The sequence below is a fragment of the Stenotrophomonas sp. 80084_Sma genome, from assembly GCF_056481995.1.
In genome coordinates this window covers 3,379,212-3,395,848 of the sequence record NZ_CM151177.1, presented here as the reverse complement: position 1 = coordinate 3,395,848, position 16,637 = coordinate 3,379,212, and the positions used below count along the sequence as shown (strand labels likewise).

Annotated in this window: 16 protein-coding genes; 13 read left to right on the top strand and 3 right to left on the bottom strand. The window is 67.8% G+C overall.

Annotation, left to right across the window (positions count from 1 at the left end; all coding sequences use genetic code 11):
- Positions 1–41: 41 nt before the first annotated feature.
- Both asd and ACZK3W_RS15830 read right to left on the bottom strand, forming a co-directional pair.
- Positions 42–884 (bottom strand): archaetidylserine decarboxylase, encoded by an 843-nt coding sequence (asd, locus tag ACZK3W_RS15835; protein WP_197615841.1) that lies wholly within the window; start codon positions 882–884, stop codon positions 42–44.
- Positions 881–1,531 (bottom strand): SCO family protein, encoded by a 651-nt coding sequence (locus tag ACZK3W_RS15830; protein ID WP_006381470.1) that lies wholly within the window; start codon positions 1,529–1,531, stop codon positions 881–883. Before ACZK3W_RS15830 ends, asd begins: the two co-directional genes overlap by 4 nt.
- Positions 1,532–1,653: 122 nt before the next feature.
- Here ACZK3W_RS15830 and prmB point away from each other — a divergent pair, with 122 nt between their 5' ends.
- The 10 genes from prmB to ACZK3W_RS15780 all read left to right on the top strand — a co-directional run bounded on the left by prmB (position 1,654) and on the right by ACZK3W_RS15780 (position 12,731).
- Positions 1,654–2,583, top strand: coding sequence for a 50S ribosomal protein L3 N(5)-glutamine methyltransferase (prmB, locus tag ACZK3W_RS15825; protein ID WP_032128243.1), 930 nt, complete (start codon positions 1,654–1,656; stop codon positions 2,581–2,583).
- The gene (gene aroC, locus ACZK3W_RS15820; RefSeq protein WP_010483045.1) at positions 2,580–3,683 is read left to right on the top strand and encodes a chorismate synthase; all 1,104 of its coding nucleotides are present in this window, start codon (positions 2,580–2,582) and stop codon (positions 3,681–3,683) included. The genes prmB and aroC overlap by 4 nt, the downstream gene beginning before the upstream one ends.
- On the top strand, positions 3,676–4,713 hold the full coding sequence (locus ACZK3W_RS15815) for a 2-hydroxyacid dehydrogenase (protein ID WP_125895652.1): 1,038 nt from the start codon (positions 3,676–3,678) through the stop codon (positions 4,711–4,713). Before aroC ends, ACZK3W_RS15815 begins: the two co-directional genes overlap by 8 nt.
- A gap of 93 nt (positions 4,714–4,806) precedes the next feature.
- Positions 4,807–5,835: an aspartate-semialdehyde dehydrogenase gene (locus ACZK3W_RS15810; RefSeq protein ID WP_012511725.1), complete on the top strand. Its 1,029-nt coding sequence runs from the start codon at positions 4,807–4,809 to the stop codon at positions 5,833–5,835.
- Between the two features lie 148 nt (positions 5,836–5,983).
- Complete coding sequence (locus tag ACZK3W_RS15805; RefSeq protein ID WP_197617183.1) at positions 5,984–8,038, top strand: FimV/HubP family polar landmark protein; 2,055 nt, start codon at positions 5,984–5,986, stop codon at positions 8,036–8,038.
- A gap of 26 nt (positions 8,039–8,064) precedes the next feature.
- On the top strand, positions 8,065–8,427 hold the full coding sequence (locus ACZK3W_RS15800; protein ID WP_032128247.1) for a VOC family protein: 363 nt from the start codon (positions 8,065–8,067) through the stop codon (positions 8,425–8,427).
- Positions 8,428–8,459: 32 nt separating this feature from the next.
- Positions 8,460–9,230 carry a tRNA pseudouridine(38-40) synthase TruA gene (gene truA / locus ACZK3W_RS15795; protein WP_134952017.1) on the top strand — a complete coding sequence of 257 codons (771 nt, stop codon included), beginning with the start codon at positions 8,460–8,462 and terminating at the stop codon, positions 9,228–9,230.
- Positions 9,227–9,883: a phosphoribosylanthranilate isomerase gene (locus ACZK3W_RS15790; RefSeq protein WP_019660598.1), complete on the top strand. Its 657-nt coding sequence runs from the start codon at positions 9,227–9,229 to the stop codon at positions 9,881–9,883. The genes truA and ACZK3W_RS15790 overlap by 4 nt, the downstream gene beginning before the upstream one ends.
- A gap of 253 nt (positions 9,884–10,136) precedes the next feature.
- On the top strand, positions 10,137–10,826 hold the full coding sequence (locus tag ACZK3W_RS15785) for a hypothetical protein (RefSeq protein ID WP_180836626.1): 690 nt from the start codon (positions 10,137–10,139) through the stop codon (positions 10,824–10,826).
- Between the two features lie 48 nt (positions 10,827–10,874).
- Positions 10,875–12,731 carry a C40 family peptidase gene (locus tag ACZK3W_RS15780; protein ID WP_197617185.1) on the top strand — a complete coding sequence of 619 codons (1,857 nt, stop codon included), beginning with the start codon at positions 10,875–10,877 and terminating at the stop codon, positions 12,729–12,731.
- Between the two features lie 48 nt (positions 12,732–12,779).
- Here the strand turns inward: ACZK3W_RS15780 and ACZK3W_RS15775 are convergent, their stop codons facing one another.
- Positions 12,780–13,667, bottom strand: coding sequence for a LysR family transcriptional regulator (locus ACZK3W_RS15775; RefSeq protein ID WP_032128249.1), 888 nt, complete (start codon positions 13,665–13,667; stop codon positions 12,780–12,782).
- A 97-nt stretch (positions 13,668–13,764) separates the two neighbouring features.
- On the opposite strand from ACZK3W_RS15775, the gene trpB reads away from it, so the two are divergent.
- The 3 genes from trpB to trpA are packed head-to-tail and all read left to right on the top strand — an operon-like array spanning position 13,765 to position 16,467.
- A complete protein-coding gene (gene trpB, locus ACZK3W_RS15770) occupies positions 13,765–14,982 on the top strand; it encodes a tryptophan synthase subunit beta (RefSeq protein WP_125895657.1) in 1,218 nt (405 codons plus the stop codon).
- The gene (locus tag ACZK3W_RS15765; RefSeq protein ID WP_197617187.1) at positions 14,979–15,656 is read left to right on the top strand and encodes a hypothetical protein; all 678 of its coding nucleotides are present in this window, start codon (positions 14,979–14,981) and stop codon (positions 15,654–15,656) included. The genes trpB and ACZK3W_RS15765 overlap by 4 nt, the downstream gene beginning before the upstream one ends.
- A gap of 1 nt (position 15,657) precedes the next feature.
- Positions 15,658–16,467, top strand: coding sequence for a tryptophan synthase subunit alpha (gene trpA, locus ACZK3W_RS15760; RefSeq protein WP_197617189.1), 810 nt, complete (start codon positions 15,658–15,660; stop codon positions 16,465–16,467).
- The last annotated feature ends 170 nt before the right edge of the window (positions 16,468–16,637 follow it).

The following is a 16,637-nucleotide window of genomic DNA, read 5'->3' as shown; positions in this document are numbered from 1 at the left end:
TTTATGCATAAACGACTTAATCCCCTCCGTCCCCTTTTTTGTCAGCGCAGCTTCGCCAGCGCCTGGCCCAGCTGCACCGGGCTTTCGGCGCCCAGCTGCGGGGCGAACTCGGCTACGCCCGGCGGCAGCAGCACGATCACGGTCGAGCCGTAGTTGAAGCGCGCCATCTCGGCGAAACGCTCCAGCTGGATGCCCCGGCCGCGGTAGTCCTTGCGGGTGATGCGGTCACCGTAGGCCGGAATTTCTTCGCCGCTCCACACGGTTTCCACGCCGGACACCAGCAGCGCACCGACCATCACGCTGACCATCGGGCCGAAGCTGGTGTCGAAATGGCAGACCAGGCGTTCGTTGCGCGCGAACAGGCGCGGCACGCCGTTGACGGCGGCCGGGCCGACGCTGAACAGGCGGCCCGGCACGTGCACGGTTTCGCGCAGGGTGCCGGTCCACGGCATGTGCACGCGATGGTAGTCGCGCGGCGACAGGTACACGGTGGCGTACAGGCCGTCGTTGTACGGCTTGGCATCCTCGTCACTGCCCAGCAGTTCGGCGGCGGTGAACGACTGGCCCTTGGCCTGGAAGATGCGGCCGGCTTCGATCCTGCCGAGCTGGCTGATGCGGCCATCGGCCGGCATCACCAGGCTGCGCGGATCGGCATCGGCCACGCGCGCGCCCGGCTTCAGCGCACGGGTGAAGAACTGGTTGAAGGTGGCATAGCTGCGCGGGTCCGGGTTGGCCGCTTCGTCCAGATTGACGTTGAACTTGCGGGTGACCGTGTCGATCAGCCAGCGCGACACGCGCGGATCGTCCGAGTACGCCAGCGAACGCGCCATCGAGGACAGCAGGCGGTGGGGCAGGGCGTACGTCAGGGCGGTGGTGAGGCTCATGGGGCGGTTTTCTCGGTCAGCTTCTGCAGGTCGCGGGCAATGGCCGGCGCGTTGAACGGGGGCCGCACCAGGCCGGCAAGGCGGCCCTGCGGGTCGAGCACGGCCAGGCTGGCCGAGTGCTCGACGGTGTAATCCTCGGGGTTCTCGTCGAAGTGCTTGCCCGGCACCTTCTGGAACACGAAGCCCAGCGAGGTGGCGAAGCGCTCCAGCGAGGGCACATCGGCGGTGGCGGCCAGAGTGTCCTTGTGGAAGCCGTGCACGTACTCGCCGAGGCGGGTGGCGCTGTCACGGTCCGGGTCGACCGAGATGAACAGCACGCGCGGGCGCAGGCTGTCGGGCAGGGCCTCCCACTGGTTCTGCGCGCCGGCCAGCTCGGCCAGGGTGGTCGGGCAGACGTCCGGGCAGAAGGTGAAGCCCAAGAACACCAGGGTCCAGTGACCCTTCAGTTCGCCCGGGATCAGGCGGGTGCCGTCGGACTGGGCCAGATTGAAGTCGGGCAGTTCGCGCGGCTGCGGGTACAGCGTGATCGCTTCGGTGGCCGGGGCATTGGCCGGCGGCTTCGGCGCGAACACCTGCTGGGCGGCCAGCAGGCCGAGACCCGCCGCCAGGGCGATCAGCAGGATGATGCCGGCGTTGCGATTGAACATGGGAGCCCCCGCGCGAAGTGGGCTCCATCATACCGGCTGCGGCTCGATCGTTTCTGCCGCAACGGATGCCGCCGCGGGCGCCAGCCCCTATAATCGAGGGCCACTTTGCCCGCAGTACCGCCATGACCGCTGAAACGGCCGCCGAACTCCACACGATCATCGATCTGATCCGCTACGGCACCAGCCGTTTCAACGAAGCCGGGCTGACCTTCGGGCACAGCTACGACAACGCGCTGGATGAGGCCACCCAGCTGGTGCTGCACAGCCTGCACCTGCCGCACGATCTGGGCCCGGCCTACGGCCAGGCGCGTCTGCTGCAGGAAGAGAAGGTGCGTGTGCTGGAACTGTTCCAGCGTCGCATCGACGAACGCATCCCGGCCGCCTACCTGACCGGTGAGGCCTGGTTCGCCGGTCTGAGCTTCAAGAGCGACAAGCGCGCCCTGGTGCCGCGCTCGCCGATCGCTGAACTGATCGAGTGCGGCTTCGAGCCGTGGTTGGCCGGCCGCGATGTCAGCCGTGCGCTGGACCTGTGCACCGGTTCGGGCTGCATCGCCATCGCCATGGGCCACTATTACCCGAACTGGGAAGTGGACGGTGTCGACCTGAGCGACGACGCGCTGTCGCTGGCCGAGGAAAACAAGGAACGCCTGCAGGCGCACAACGTGACCCTGCTCAAGTCGGACCTGTTCAACGGCCTGACCGGTCGCCACTACGACCTGATCGTCACCAACCCCCCGTACGTCACCAACGACGAGACCGATGCCCTGCCGCAGGAATACTCCTACGAGCCGGAGATGGGCCTGCGTGCCGGTGACGACGGCCTGGACCTGGTGCTGAAGATCCTGCGCGATGCCCCGCTGCACCTGAGCGAGGACGGCCTGCTGATCTGTGAAGTGGGCGAGTCCGAGCAGCACCTGATCAAGCTGCTGCCGGAAGTCGACTTCGCCTGGATCGAATTCAAGGTTGGCCAGATGGGCATCTTCGCGGTCGAATGCCGCGAGCTGATCGCCCACAGCGCGCGCATCACCGAACTGGCGGCGCAGCGCCCGTGAGTTCCAATTCGTTCGGCAAGCTGTTCACCGTCACCACGTTCGGCGAGTCGCACGGGCCGGCCATCGGCTGCGTGATCGATGGCTGCCCTCCGGGGCTGGCGCTGGACGCGGCCGAATTCGCCCACGACCTGCAGCGTCGCGCTACCGGCAAGAGCCGCCACACCTCAGCGCGCCGCGAGGCGGACGAGGTCGAGATCCTGTCCGGCGTGTACGAGGGCCTGACCACCGGCACGCCGATCGCCCTGCTGATCCGCAACACCGACCAGCGCAGCAAGGACTACGCCAACATCGGCCAGCAGTTCCGCCCGGGCCATGCCGACTACAGCTACTGGCACAAGTACGGCATCCGCGACCCGCGCGGTGGCGGCCGTTCTTCCGCGCGCGAGACCACCATGCGCGTGGCCGCCGGCGTAGTCGCCAAGAAATGGCTGGCCGAGCGCTTCGGCGTGACCGTGCGCGGCTACCTGTCGCAGCTGGGCGACATCACCCCGGCCGGTTTCGACTGGTCGGCGGTGGAAGACAATCCCTTCTTCTGGCCGCACGCCGCACAGGTGCCCGAGCTGGAGGCGTACATGGATGCGCTGCGCAAGTCCGGTGATTCGGTCGGTGCGCGCGTGGACGTGGTGGCCGACAACGTGCCGCCAGGCTGGGGCGAGCCGATCTACGGCAAGCTCGATGGCGAACTGGCTGCCGCGCTGATGAGCATCAACGCGGTGAAGGGCGTTGAGATCGGCGACGGTTTCGCCAGCGCCGCACAGAAGGGCACCGAACACCGCGACCTGCTGACCCCGCAGGGCTTCGCCAGCAACCATGCCGGCGGCATCCTCGGTGGCATTTCCACCGGCCAGCCGGTGGTCGCCTCGATCGTGCTCAAGCCGACTTCCAGCCTGCGCCTGCCCGGCCCGTCGCTGGACACGGCCGGCAACGTGGTGGAGGTCGTCACCACCGGTCGCCACGATCCCTGCGTCGGTATCCGCGCCACCCCGATCGCCGAGGCGATGGTGGCGATGGTGCTGATGGACCAGGCGCTGCGTCATCGCGCGCAGTGCGGCGATGTTGGCACGATCACCCCGCGTATTCCCGGGCAGATCGATGGCTGACACGCGGCCGACCGTGTGGGTGAGCCAGCCGCTGATCGACGCGGCCATCGCGCCGCTGCGCGATCGAGTGCAGCTGCGCAGCACCGACACCGTCACCGCGTGGTCGCCCGACCAGATCGCCGAACAGCTGGCCAGCGCCGACGGCGCCATCATCACCCTCAACGAGCGCATCGGTGCGGCCCAGGTGTCCGGCGCCGCGCAGCTGCAGGTGATCGCCAATGTCGGGGTGGGCTACAACAACCTGGACGTCGACGCGCTCAGCGCGGCCGGCATCCTCGCCAGCAATACCCCGGACGTCCTGACTGAAACCACCGCCGATCTCGGTTTCGCTCTGTTGATGGCCACCGCGCGCCGCATCACTGAATCCGAGCGCTGGCTGCGCGAAGGCCAGTGGCAGCAGTGGTCGTTCCAGACCATGCTCGGTGCCGACATCCACGGCAGCACGCTGGGTATCCTCGGCATGGGCCGCATCGGCCAGGGCATCGCCCGTCGCGGCGCGCATGGTTTCGGCATGAAGGTGCTTTACCACAACCGTTCGCAGCTTCCGGCCGCGACCGAAGCGGAGGTGGCGGCCCGTTACGTTGACCTGGACACGCTGCTGGCGCAGTCCGATCACCTGCTGCTGGTGCTGCCGTATACCCCGGCCTCGCACCACCTGATCGATGCCGCCGCGCTGGCGAAGATGAAGCCGTCGGCGACGCTGGTGAACATCGCCCGCGGTGGTCTGGTCGATGAGATCGCGCTGGCCGATGCGCTGGCCAACGGCCGCCTTGCTGCAGCGGGTCTGGATGTGTACGAAGGCGAGCCAAAGGTACGCCCCGAACTGCTGGCGCTGCGCAACGTCGTGCTCACTCCGCACATCGGCAGCGCCTCGCTGGCCACGCGCACGGCGATGGTACAGCTGGCCGTGGATAATCTGGTTGCCGGGCTCGGCCTGGACGGCGGCCCATCGCGCATGCCGAGCGCGATCAACGCTGACGCGGCGATGGCCGCGCGCGTGACTCTGGGCAAAAAAACCGGGAAACGATAGGGAACCTCCGCGCGCCCCGCTTGAGGAGGTTCCCCGAACCCAGCTGTCGTGCGTGTTTTTTTCCCCATCCCCGTTTTCGTGAGAGTTTCCCCCATGAGCAATGCACAGCGCAGTTTCCACGTCGCCGTCGTCGGTGCCACCGGTGCGGTCGGCGAGACCATGTTGTCGATCCTGGCCGAACGTGATTTCCCGGTCGGTACCCTGAGCGTCCTCGCCTCCGAGCGTTCGGCCGGCGGCGAGATCGAGTTCAACGGCCAGAAGGTCAAGGTCCAGGACCTGGCCACCTTCGATCCGAGCGGCGTCGAGATCGCCCTGTTCTCGGCCGGCGGCAGCGTGTCGAAGGAATATGCACCGAAGTTCGCCGCAGCGGGTGCGGTGGTGATCGACAACTCCTCGGCCTTCCGTTACGACGATGACGTGCCGCTGGTGGTGTCCGAGGTCAACCCGGAGCAGGTCGCCAACCGTCCGCGCGGCATCATCGCCAACCCGAACTGCTCGACCATGCAGATGCTGGTGGCGCTGGCGCCGCTGCATCGCAAGTACGGCATCGAGCGCATCAACGTCTCCACTTACCAGTCGGTGTCCGGCGGTGGCCGTTCGGCAACCGAGGAGCTGGGCAAGCAGACCGGCCAGCTGCTGAGTTTCCAGGAAATCGATCCGCAGCGCTTCCCGGTGCAGATCGCCTTCAACCTGATCCCGCACATCGACGACTTCCAGGACAATGGCTTCACCAAGGAAGAGATGAAGCTGATCTGGGAGACCCGCAAGATCCTCGGTGACGACAGCATCCTGGTGAACCCGACTGCAGTGCGTGTGCCGGTGTTCTACGGCCACTCCGAGTCGGTCGCGATCGAGACCCGCGACAAGGTCACCGTGGCCGAAGCACGCGCGCTGCTGGAGCAGTCGCCGGGCATCGAAGTGGTGGATCGCCACGAGGCTGGCGGCTACCCGACCCCGGTCACGCATGCGTCGGGTACCGACGCGGTGTACGTCGGCCGCATCCGCGAGGACCTGTCGCACCCGCGTGGCCTGAACCTGTGGATCGTGTCGGACAACGTGCGCAAGGGCGCGGCGTTGAATGCCGTGCAGCTGGCCGAGCTGGTCGCCGCCGAGCAGCGCTGATCACAGCGGTTGCCTCATCGGTAGTGCCGGCCGCTGGCCGGCATTGCCGTGATGGGGGCGTGCGTGTATGCCGGCCAGCGGCCGGCACTACCGAAGGTCTCCCATCGGTGGGTGCGGACCCCGGTCCGCACGCTTTATAGTGTTGCCCATGAATAAACGGGCCAAGGGCGCAAAGCGCCCGCTCACCTATCTGTCCGCCGCACTGCTCGCCCTGGCCAGCAGTTCGGCGCTTGCCCTGGGGTTGGGCGACATCCGGGTCCTGTCCAAGCCGGGCCAGCCCCTGCTGGCCGAAATCCCGGTGGTCTCGGCGGACCCGTCCGAACTGGAAAACCTGCGCGTGGCGCTGGCCTCACCGGTCACCTTCGAACGTGTCGGCCTGCAGCGGCCAACCGGACTGGTCAGTGAACTGCAGTTCGAACTGACCCGCGACACGCAGGGCAGGGCGGTGGTGCGCGTCACCTCGCAGGCGCCGGTGGAGACGCCGTCGCTCAGCTTCCTGATCGAAGCCGACTGGGGCCAGGGCCGCCTGGTGCGTGAGTACTCGGCACTGGTCGATGCGCCACCCAGTGCGTTGGCCGTGGCCGAGCCGGAAATCGTCGCGCCGGCCGGTACGCTCTCCAATACCATCGTGCGCGAACCTGCACCGGCTTCGGTGCCAGCAGCAGAGACGCCCACGACGCCGCCACCAGCGGTGGCGCCAGCACCGGCACGCCCGCGTGCGGCCTCCGCGCCAGTTGCTGCACCGGCGGCCGATGGCAGCATCACCGTGCAGCGCGGGCAGACCCTGTCGCAGATCGCCAGTGCGGTGGCACGTGGCAACCAGGTCAGTCGCGACCGCGCGATGATCGCCCTGCTGCGTGCCAATCCCGAAGCCTTCATCCGCGGCAACGTCAACCTGCTCAAGCAGGGTGCGGTGCTGCGCATGCCCGGCAGTGATGCGCTTGCTGCGGTCGACGCTGCCGAAGCGGCGACGCTCGTGCGCGAGCATGCCGCGCAATGGCGGCAGGCACGTACCGTGCCGCAACCGGTGGGCATGGCCGCACCGGTTGCCAGGGCGGCAGCCACGAACGCTTCTTCCCCGGCTGCGGCCAATGGGGCACGACTTGAGATCGCTCCGGCGCTGGCGTCCGACGCCGCGCACGCGGGCACAACCACCGGCACCGCTGCCGGCAGCGAGGGTGACATGCTGGGCAACGAACAACTGCGCCAGGCGCGTGAGGACATCGCCACCCGCGATGCCGAGATCGGCGAGCTGAAGCAGCGCGTGGCCGACCTTGAAAAGCTCAAGGAACAGCAGCAGTCGCTGATCGCGATGAAGGACAACGACCTGGCCGCCGCGCAGCAGCGCCTGACGCAGGCACCGGATGCCCGCGATGCGGCAACGCCGTGGTACTGGCTGGGGCTGCCGGTGCTGCTGCTGGCGGCGGGCGCCGCCTGGCTGCTGCGTCGTCGCAAGCCGTCGCCGCTGCCGCCGCTGCGTGAGGAAGACGATGCCGCCGGCCTGGCCGCAGCGGTGCCGGCGGGTGCGGCGCTGGATACGCTGGCCGAGCAGTCCTCGTGGTCATCGGCTGTTGCCGGCAACGGCCGCCAGGAACCGGCGATGCCCGACTGGGCGACCGAAACCGAAGTGCACGACGTAGTGGTCGCCGAACCCGTCGCCGAGCACGCGGTACGGGCCGACTGGCAGGCCGACACGCTGCGCGACGAGGACGCGGTGGCCTTGCCCGAAGCGGTGACCGATCTGCCGCGCTGGGACGATTCCGCAACCACCGCCGACGAGGTTGTCGTCGCCGCGCCGCTGCAGGACGAACGTGTTGTACCGCAGGCGCCGGCCGACGTGGCGGTGCCGGACTACGCACTGCATGCCGAACAGCAGCCGCAGTTCCGCGGCGTGTTCGATCTGCCGGCCGACGCGCATGACAACGAGGCGCCGGCGGATGCCGCTCATCCCGAAGCCATCGACGGCATCGACCATGGCAGCATCGAGGCCTCTCATTCCGACGACATCGCGTCGAGCGCGGCCGCGCCTGCCGGCGACGCCGGCTGGTCGCCACGTGCCGGCCAGGAGCGCCTGGAACTGGCCATTGCCTACCTCGATCTGGGCGACGCGCAGACGGCGCGCACCCTGTTGCTGGAAGTCGCCGAAGGCGGTGACCTGCACAGCCAGGCCCAGGCCCGCGAACTGCTGGCCCGCCTGCCGTGACCGAATCTGCCGACAAGGACCTTGCCATGAGCCGCGAACGCCGCATCGACTACGTTGAATTCGCGTCCAGCGACCCGGCTGCCAGCCGTGCCTTCTTCGAGAAGGTGTTCGGCTGGTCGTTCGTCGACTACGGCAGCGACTACACGGCGTTCGACGATGGCCGCCTGCAGGGCGGCTTCTTCCGTGGCCAGCCGCAGCGGGCCAGCGACAGCGGTGCACCGCTGCTGGTGCTGTATGCCGACGCACTGGCACCGGTCGAGGCCGCCGTGCGCGACGCCGGCGGCGAGATCGTGCGCGCGGTGTTTTCCTTCCCCGGTGGCAGCCGCTTCCAGTTCGTCGAGCCCGGTGGCAACGAACTGGCGGTCTGGTCCGAACGCGATCCGGCCTGAGCGCCGCCCCATCCGCAACATCGAGGTAGCACATGCGTTATGCGCTTGGCGTCGAGTACGACGGCAGCGATTTCAGGGGCTGGCAGAACCTGGGCGAGGGTGGTCCCAGCGTGCAGGCCAGCCTCGAGCAGGCCCTGTCATCGGTGGCTGATGCGCCGCTGCAGGTGATCTGCGCCGGCCGCACCGATGCCGGCGTGCATGGCCAGTGCCAGGTCGTGCATTTCGATACCGACGTGGTGCGCGATCCGCGCGCCTGGATGCTCGGCACCACCACCCGCCTGCCGCGCTCGATCGCGGTGCGCTGGTGCGTGCCGGTGGCCGATGATTTCCACGCCCGTTTCTCCGCGCGCGCGCGCCGCTATCGCTATCGGCTGCTCAACCGCGAGGTACGGCCGGCGCTGGACCGGCAGACCCTGAGCTGGGAGCGCCGTGCGCTGGACGAGACCCTGATGCATGCCGCCGGCCAGGCATTGCTTGGTGAGAATGACTTCAGCGCGTTCCGTTCGGTGCAGTGCCAGGCGCTGCATGCGCGGCGTGAACTGCAGTCGCTGCAGGTCAGCCGTCATGGCGAAGTGATCGAAGTCGCAGTACGTGGCAATGCATTTCTTCATCACATGGTCCGCAATATCGTCGGATCGTTGATCCTGGTGGGCAGCGGCGAAAAACCGGTGGAATGGATCGCCGAACTGCTGGCCGGGCGCGACCGCACCGTAGCTGGTCCCACCGCACCGCCGCAGGGCCTGGTGTTCCTTGGGCCCCTGTACCCCGACAACTGGCATCTGCCCGCCGAGGTCACGCTATGAGCCGTTCCTACTACCGTACGCGCATCAAGTTCTGTGGAATGACCCGTGCCGGCGACGTCCGCCTGGCCGGTGAGCTGGGCGTGGACGCAGTGGGTTTCATCTTTGCCCGCGAGAGCAGCCGCCGGGTTGCACCGGCCGAGGCCCGCGCGATGCGCCAGGCGATCGCGCCGATGGTCGACGTGGTGGCGCTGTTCCGCAACAACAGCAAGGAGGAAGTGCGCGAGGTGCTGCGTACGGTACGTCCGACCCTGCTGCAGTTCCATGGTGAGGAAGACGAAAGCTTCTGCCGCAGCTTCAACATGCCGTACCTGAAGGCGATCGCCATGGGCGGCCGTGAAGAGGTCAACGCCCGCACCCTGCAGCTGCGCTACCCCAGCGCTGCCGGCTTCCTGTTCGACAGCCACGCCCCGGGTGGCGGTGGCGGCACTGGCGTGGCGTTCGACTGGGGCCGCGTTCCGACCGGGTTGCACCGGCCGTTCCTGCTGGCCGGTGGCCTGAACCCTGAGAACGTCTACGATGCTGTGCTGGCGACGCTGCCGTGGGGCGTGGACGTCTCCAGCGGCATCGAGCTGGAGCCGGGCATCAAGGACGGCTACAAAATGCGCACCTTCGTCGAAGAAGTGCGTCGCGCGGATTGCACCGTTCTGGAGTGATCCGCGTCACCTGAGGGGTCACCCGGAATGTCATCGTCGACGGTGCATTCCGCCGTGCCGTGAAGGCGGGCGAATCCTGAATGCGATGAGTATCACGCTTTCGGGTAATTCAGGTTCCAGCGCCAAAAAGTCGACACCCCCCGAACATCTGATCGGACACAATGCGCCCAGCCTGTCTTGGCTGGGTGCGATGCCGTGTGCGTGTCGCTGGCCGCGCCCCTGAGATACGCCTTACCTTTCGAACGAGGACGCAATGGATATGCCCCATCTCTCTTTCCCCCGTATCCGCCTGGCCCGCCTGACGCTCGTGCCCGGTCTGCTGCTTGCCTTGGGCGCGTGTGCGGCTGGTGACTCATCCGCCCCGACCGCATCGGCACCGGCCGCTGCCGCACCGGCAGATGCACCTGCCACAGCACCGGCCACGGTTCCGGCGGCAGCACCGGCTGCCGACGGCCTGGCGGCGCTGATCCAGGCCAGTGGCGTGAAATGCAGCAACGCCAGTACGGGTAGCGGCTGCACGGCCGGCGATGTGGACAGCGGTGATTTCTACGATGTCGAACTGTCGCCGGACTGTGGCGACCAGGGTTTCTTCGCGGGCGTAGCCGATGCCAAGGGCGTGGAGACGTTGAGTGCGGTGCCATCCACCGGCAGCAAGGCCAGCGTGACCGCGAAGCTGTCGAAGGGGCAGCTGGTCTGCGTGCAGGGCATCGGGCGTACCGGACAGAATCCGCTGTTCTATTACGTCGTTGCGGTTCCCGCTGCGACGGTCGGCAAGTGCAAGGGCAACACGTTGTGTGACACCTATGGCGACAGGCCGATCACTGGCCTGGCGACCACGGGGGGCGAGGCCTGCCATGCGACGGCGCCGGGACGTTACGCCGGGAACTGCGCACAGGGCTGGGTCAGTGCGGACGTGCTCGACGTGTTTTCCAACGGAATGTAATCACCGCCAGGGGAGCGGTCCAATCAACCACTGGCAAAGGAACAGCTCATGTCGGATCCAAAAATCACCCGGCTGGTCAGCAGCGTAGGTACCACGCGCACGCTGGAAATGGACGATGGCAGTGTCGTCGAACGATCAGGCGGCAGCGTCTCGTGGCGCAACAACAATCCTGGCAACCTCAAGTTTGAATTCGCCGGCAGCGCGGACAAGACGGTAACCAATCCGCGTACCCGCGAGCAGGCGCTGGAATCGGCGCAGGGGCGCTACAAGGGCGTGGTCGATCTTGACCAATGGGGCAACGCGGTTTTCGAAAGCTATGAAGCCGGCCGGGTGGCGAAGATCCAGCTGCTCGAACGCCGGTTCGGCGACAAGACCGTGGAGGAAATGCTGCCGAGCTACTCCACCAAGGATTACAGCGGCACCACCCACCACAAGGAGCAGGCGGCCACCATCTATGCCGAAGGCGATCGCCAGGGTGTCGACCTGCGCTCGAAGACCGTCGGCCAGATGAGCGTGCGCGAGCGTGAAGTGCTGGCCGACGGCATCCGCCGTTTCGAGGGCTGGCAGCCGGGTGAGGTTGCCACGCAGCAGCCACCCACGCGCACTCCGGCGGCCGCGCCCGTGCAGGCCCAGACCCAACCGCAGGTACAGACGCCTTCAGCGGCGGCGCCTGCTGCGGGCCAGGCCGCGGCTGCAGTCGGCAGTGCCGCGCTCTACAACGAGGCCTATCAGCATTTCATGGCCTCAGGCCGCCAGTACGAATACGGGCGCCCGGACCATCCGCGCCCGGGTCGCGACAGCAGCCGGCTGGAGCGTGACCTCGATGGTGACGGACGCTTCGGCGTGGATTGCTCGGCGTTCGTATGGCGCGGCCTGAAGAACGCGGGTTACGACGTGCGTGGCGAGAACGCTGCGGGGTTCACTACGTCGACGCTGTTCAATGGTGCGAACACCACGGCTTACGCACGCGAGCATTTCGATGTGACCTCGGCTGCCGAAGCACGCAAACCGAACGGAACGCTGAAGCAGGGCGACATCCTGATGTTCTCCTCGTCGCAGGGCCAGCATGTCGGCATTTTCAAAGGCTACGACGCGCAGGGAAACATCCAGTTCATCGGTTCACAGGGAAGCACCGGGCCGGCCGAAGTCACCATCCGGCCGGGCGGGTACTGGGATGGCGGAAGCACCCGCATCGTTGGTGCGCTGACACCGAAGCCGGAATTCCAGGTGCGCGCGCCGCTGCACGGCAATGGCGAACCTGCGCTGTCCCGGCCAACCGCCACCGTGCAGCCGGCTGCATCACACACGGCGGCCAGCGAGGTGATGAAGCAGGGGCAGCGTGGCGCCGACGTGCAGGCGTTGCAGCAGACTCTCAACCAGCTCGGTGTGCGTGATGCGCAGGGCCATCGGTTGTCAGAGGATGGTCGTTTTGGTGATCACACCCGCGAAGCGGTGGTCGCGCTGCAGAAACAGCAGGGGCTGGTGGCCGATGGAATTGTCGGTCGCCAGACCGCTGCCGCGCTGGCGGCGGGCCGTGTGCAGGGCCATGAACCTGCAGCGGCTGTACCGAAGGGGCCGTCGCTGAACGATGCATCGCATCCGGACCACGCACTGCACAACGCCGTCCGCAGCAAGCTTCCCAGCGTGTTTTCCGAAGAGGCTGCCGCCAATATCACCCTGCATGCAAAGCAGAACGGAATCGACGCGGCCGACAAGCTGCAGAGCATCACGGTGCAGGATGGCAAGGCGTTCGTGATGGGCACGACGCCGGGCTTCCGCACCGCGGTCGACCTGGCCCAGGCGCCGCCGTCGCTGGAGCAGACCAGTGCCAAGCTGCTGGCAGATCCTTCGCACCAGCAGCAGGTGCATGAGGAGCAGCAGCGGGTCGCGATGGGCGGTCGCTGAGGCCTGTGTTGCCGGCTCCGGGCGGTGAACGCCGCCCGGGGCCTCGTCTCATTGCAGTTGCGCTGCTGCCCAGTCGGCCAGGGCGTCCACCCGTGCATCGGCCGGGCCATCCGGCCGCGCCAGCACCCAGAAGCCGCCGGTGGCGGTAAACCCCCACGGTGCGACCAGCCGGCCTGCTGCCAGATCTTCGGCCACCAGTGGCTCCGGTGCGATCGCCGGGCCCAGCCCGGCCACGGCTGCTTCCAGCAGGTAGTACAGATGTTCGAAAGCGGTGCCCAGCTGCAGCTTCGCGGTGTCCAGATCGTGCGCCTGCGCCCACGCCGGCCACGCCTGCGGCCGTGAGCTGGTGTGCAGCAGCGTTTCCTGCAGCAGCGCCGAGGGCGGTACCTGCCGCAGGCGCTGCGCGGCCGGATGCGAGGGTGCCACCACCACGCCGACCCGTTCCGGCGCCAGCTCACGCACCTGCCAGCCCCGTGGCCACGGCCCCTGCGCCAGCAGCAGCACGGCATCCAGCGCCGCCTGTGCTTCGGTGAAACTGCCATCCAGCGCCGACCACTGCAGGCGCACGCCGGGCAGGGCGGCCTGCAGCACGGGCAGGCGCGGGATCATCCAGCGCGCCAGTACGCTGCCGCTGCAGCCCAGCACCAGTGCTGGGGCCGCCGTCGGCCGGCGCAGCTCGCGCACGCAGTCTTCGATGCCGCTGAACGCCTCGCTGCACGCGGCCTGCAGTCGCGTGCCCGCAGCGGTCAGGCGCAGCCCGCGGCCGGCACGCTGGAACAATGCCAGGCCGAGATGATCCTCCAGCAGCTTCAGTTGCCGGCTGACCGCGCCGTGGGTGACATGCAGGTCCTGCGCGGCGCGCCCAACCCCGCCCAGACGGGCGGTGGCCTCGAACGCACGCAGCGCATTGAGGGGAGGCAGCAGGGAACGACTCATGTGAGATTTCCTGACGATATGCGCCAGATAATATCCATTTTCCGGTCACGACCCGTGCGCTAGAGTATCCACCTGTCTCGAACCAGCGGTCGCTTCCATGTCTGCCTCCCCCATTGCCGACTACCACGCCTTCCCGGATGCCCAGGGCCACTTCGGCCGCTACGGCGGCAGCTTCGTTGCCGAAACCCTGGTCGGCCCGCTGCAGGAACTGGCCCAGGCCTATGACCAGGCCCGCCAGGACCCCGAATTCCAGCTGGCCTATGACCGCGACCTGGCCCATTACGTGGGCCGGCCGAGCCCGATCTATCACGCCCAGCGCCTGAGCGATCATGTCGGCGGTGCGCAGATCCTGCTCAAGCGCGAGGACCTGAACCACACCGGTGCGCACAAGATCAACAACACCATCGGCCAGGCGCTGCTGGCCGCGCGGATGGGCAAGAAGCGCATCATCGCCGAGACCGGTGCCGGGCAGCATGGCGTGGCCAGTGCCACCGTTGCCGCGCGCTTGGGCCTGGAATGCGTGGTGTACATGGGCGCCACCGACATCGAGCGGCAGAAGATCAACGTCTACCGCATGAAGCTGCTCGGTGCGACGGTGGTGCCGGTCACCTCCGGCTCGGCCACCCTGAAGGACGCGCTCAATGAAGCGATGCGCGACTGGGTCACCAACGTGCAGGACACCTTCTACATCATCGGCACCGTGGCTGGTCCGGATCCGTACCCGCGCATGGTGCGCGATTTCAACGCCATCGTCGGCCGCGAAGCACGCGAGCAGATGCTGGCCGAGTACGGCCGCCTGCCGGATGCGATCACCGCCTGCGTCGGCGGCGGCAGCAATGCCATCGGCCTGTTCCATGCCTTCCTCAATGATCGTCAGGTCGAGATCGTCGGCGCCGAAGCTGCCGGTGATGGCATCAGCACCGGGCGCCACGCTGCATCGATCGCGGCGGGTCGGCCGGGCGTGCTGCACGGCAACCGCACCTATGTGCTGTGCGACGACGACGGCCAGATCATCGAGACCCACTCGGTATCAGCCGGCCTGGACTACCCGGGTGTCGGGCCGGAGCACGCGTTCCTGGCCGATACCGGCCGCGCACGTTACCTCGGCATCACCGACGAGGAAGCGCTGCAGGCCTTCCACCTGCTGGCGCACACCGAAGGCATTCTGCCGGCGCTGGAATCCAGCCATGCGCTGGCACAGGCGATCAAGCTGGCGCGCGGTCGTCCGCGTGACCAGATCGTCCTCTGCAATCTGTCCGGCCGTGGCGACAAGGACGTGCACACCATCGCCGCGCGCGAAGGGCTGGTGCTGTGAGCGCGCGGCTGCGGAACAGCGGCGTGCTGCTGCTGGCGCTGGGCTTGGCCGCGTGCCAGCCGCCGGAGCCGCCGGTGCTGGCACCGGCCGCCAAGGCCACCACGCAGCCTGTGCAGCAGGCCGCCAACGATGATCTTGACCCGATGGCGCGTACGCCGATTGACGATCCGCCGTCTGTGGAAGATAAGGACAGCGATGACGCGCTCGCGGTGGCCTCGGTGGCGCTGGACCATGCCGGCGAGGTGCTGATCGGCCAGCATATGACCGATCTGAAGGCACTCGGGCCGTGGACCGCGCAAGGGGCGGTCGAAGCCATCGGCGGCAGTTGCGAGTACTACGACGGCAAGGGGCTGCCGCCGGGCGTGTCGATGATGACCGATGAAGATCGCGTCGTCCGTTTCGATCTCGGCCTGGATCCGGAGAGCGGGGCGCCGACCCAGCAGCCCGGGCCGTTCGGCCTGCGTGTCGGCATGACCCGCGCCCAGGCCATGGCCCAGTTCCCGAAGCCGCCGGTATCCAGCCCGCATGCCTACGACGGTGACCAGGGCGAGTACCTCACCTGGCAGGACCCGGGCTCGGCCCTTGGCATCCGCGTGGAACTGTTTGAAGGGAGGGTCATCCAGATGTACTGGGGGACCAGCGATGCGATTGAACTGATTGAAGGATGTGCCTGAGATGCCTGTTTCCCGACTCGATGCCTGTTTCCAGCGACTGCGCGAGCAGCAGCGCAAGGCGCTGATTCCCTTCATCACCGCCGGTGATCCCTCGCTGGAGGCCACCGTGCCGGTCATGCACGCGCTGGTCGATGCCGGTGCCGATGTGATCGAACTGGGCGTGCCGTTCTCCGACCCGATGGCCGACGGTCCGACCATCCAGCGCAGCTCCGAGCGCGCGCTGGCGCGTGGTGCTGGCAGCCGCTACGTGCTGAAGGCCGTTGCGCAGTTCCGCGAGCGTGACGCTCAGACGCCGGTGGTGCTGATGGGCTACCTGAATCCGGTGGAGATCCATGGCTACGCGGCCTTCGCAACGGCAGCCGTGGAGGCCGGTGTGGATGGCGTTCTGCTGGTCGACCTGCCGCCGGAAGAAGCCGGCGAAGCGCAGCAGGCCTTCGATGCAGCGGGCCTGGCACTGGTCCTGCTGGCGTCGCCGACTACCAGCGAAGCGCGCGCCGACAAGCTGCTGGCGCTGGCCCGTGGCTACCTCTACTACGTCAGCTTTGCCGGTGTCACCGGCGCGTCCGAGCGCCTGGACAGCGATGCCGCCAGTGCCCGCCTGCAGGCCCTGCGCGCGCGCGCTTCGGTGCCAGTGGTGGCCGGCTTCGGCATCAAGGATGCCGACAGTGCTGCGGCGATGGCCCGCCAGGCCGACGGCGTGGTGGTCGGCAGCGCGCTGGTGGCGGCGCTGGCCGAAGCGGGCTCGGCTGAGGAGGCCGCGCAGCGCGCTCGAACCTTCCTGGCTCCGCTGCGGCAGGCGCTGGACCAGTAACGGTAGCGCCGGGCCATGCCCGGCGGTGCGGGGCGCAAGGGTATCCGCCGGGCATGGCCCGGCGCTACCCGCACGGCGTTGCCGCGCTAAACGTACGTCCCAGCATGGTTTTTTCCGGCGGCCCCGTGTCCGGCAAGGGGGTGCACGGGCGGGGAAAGCGGAGCTAGACT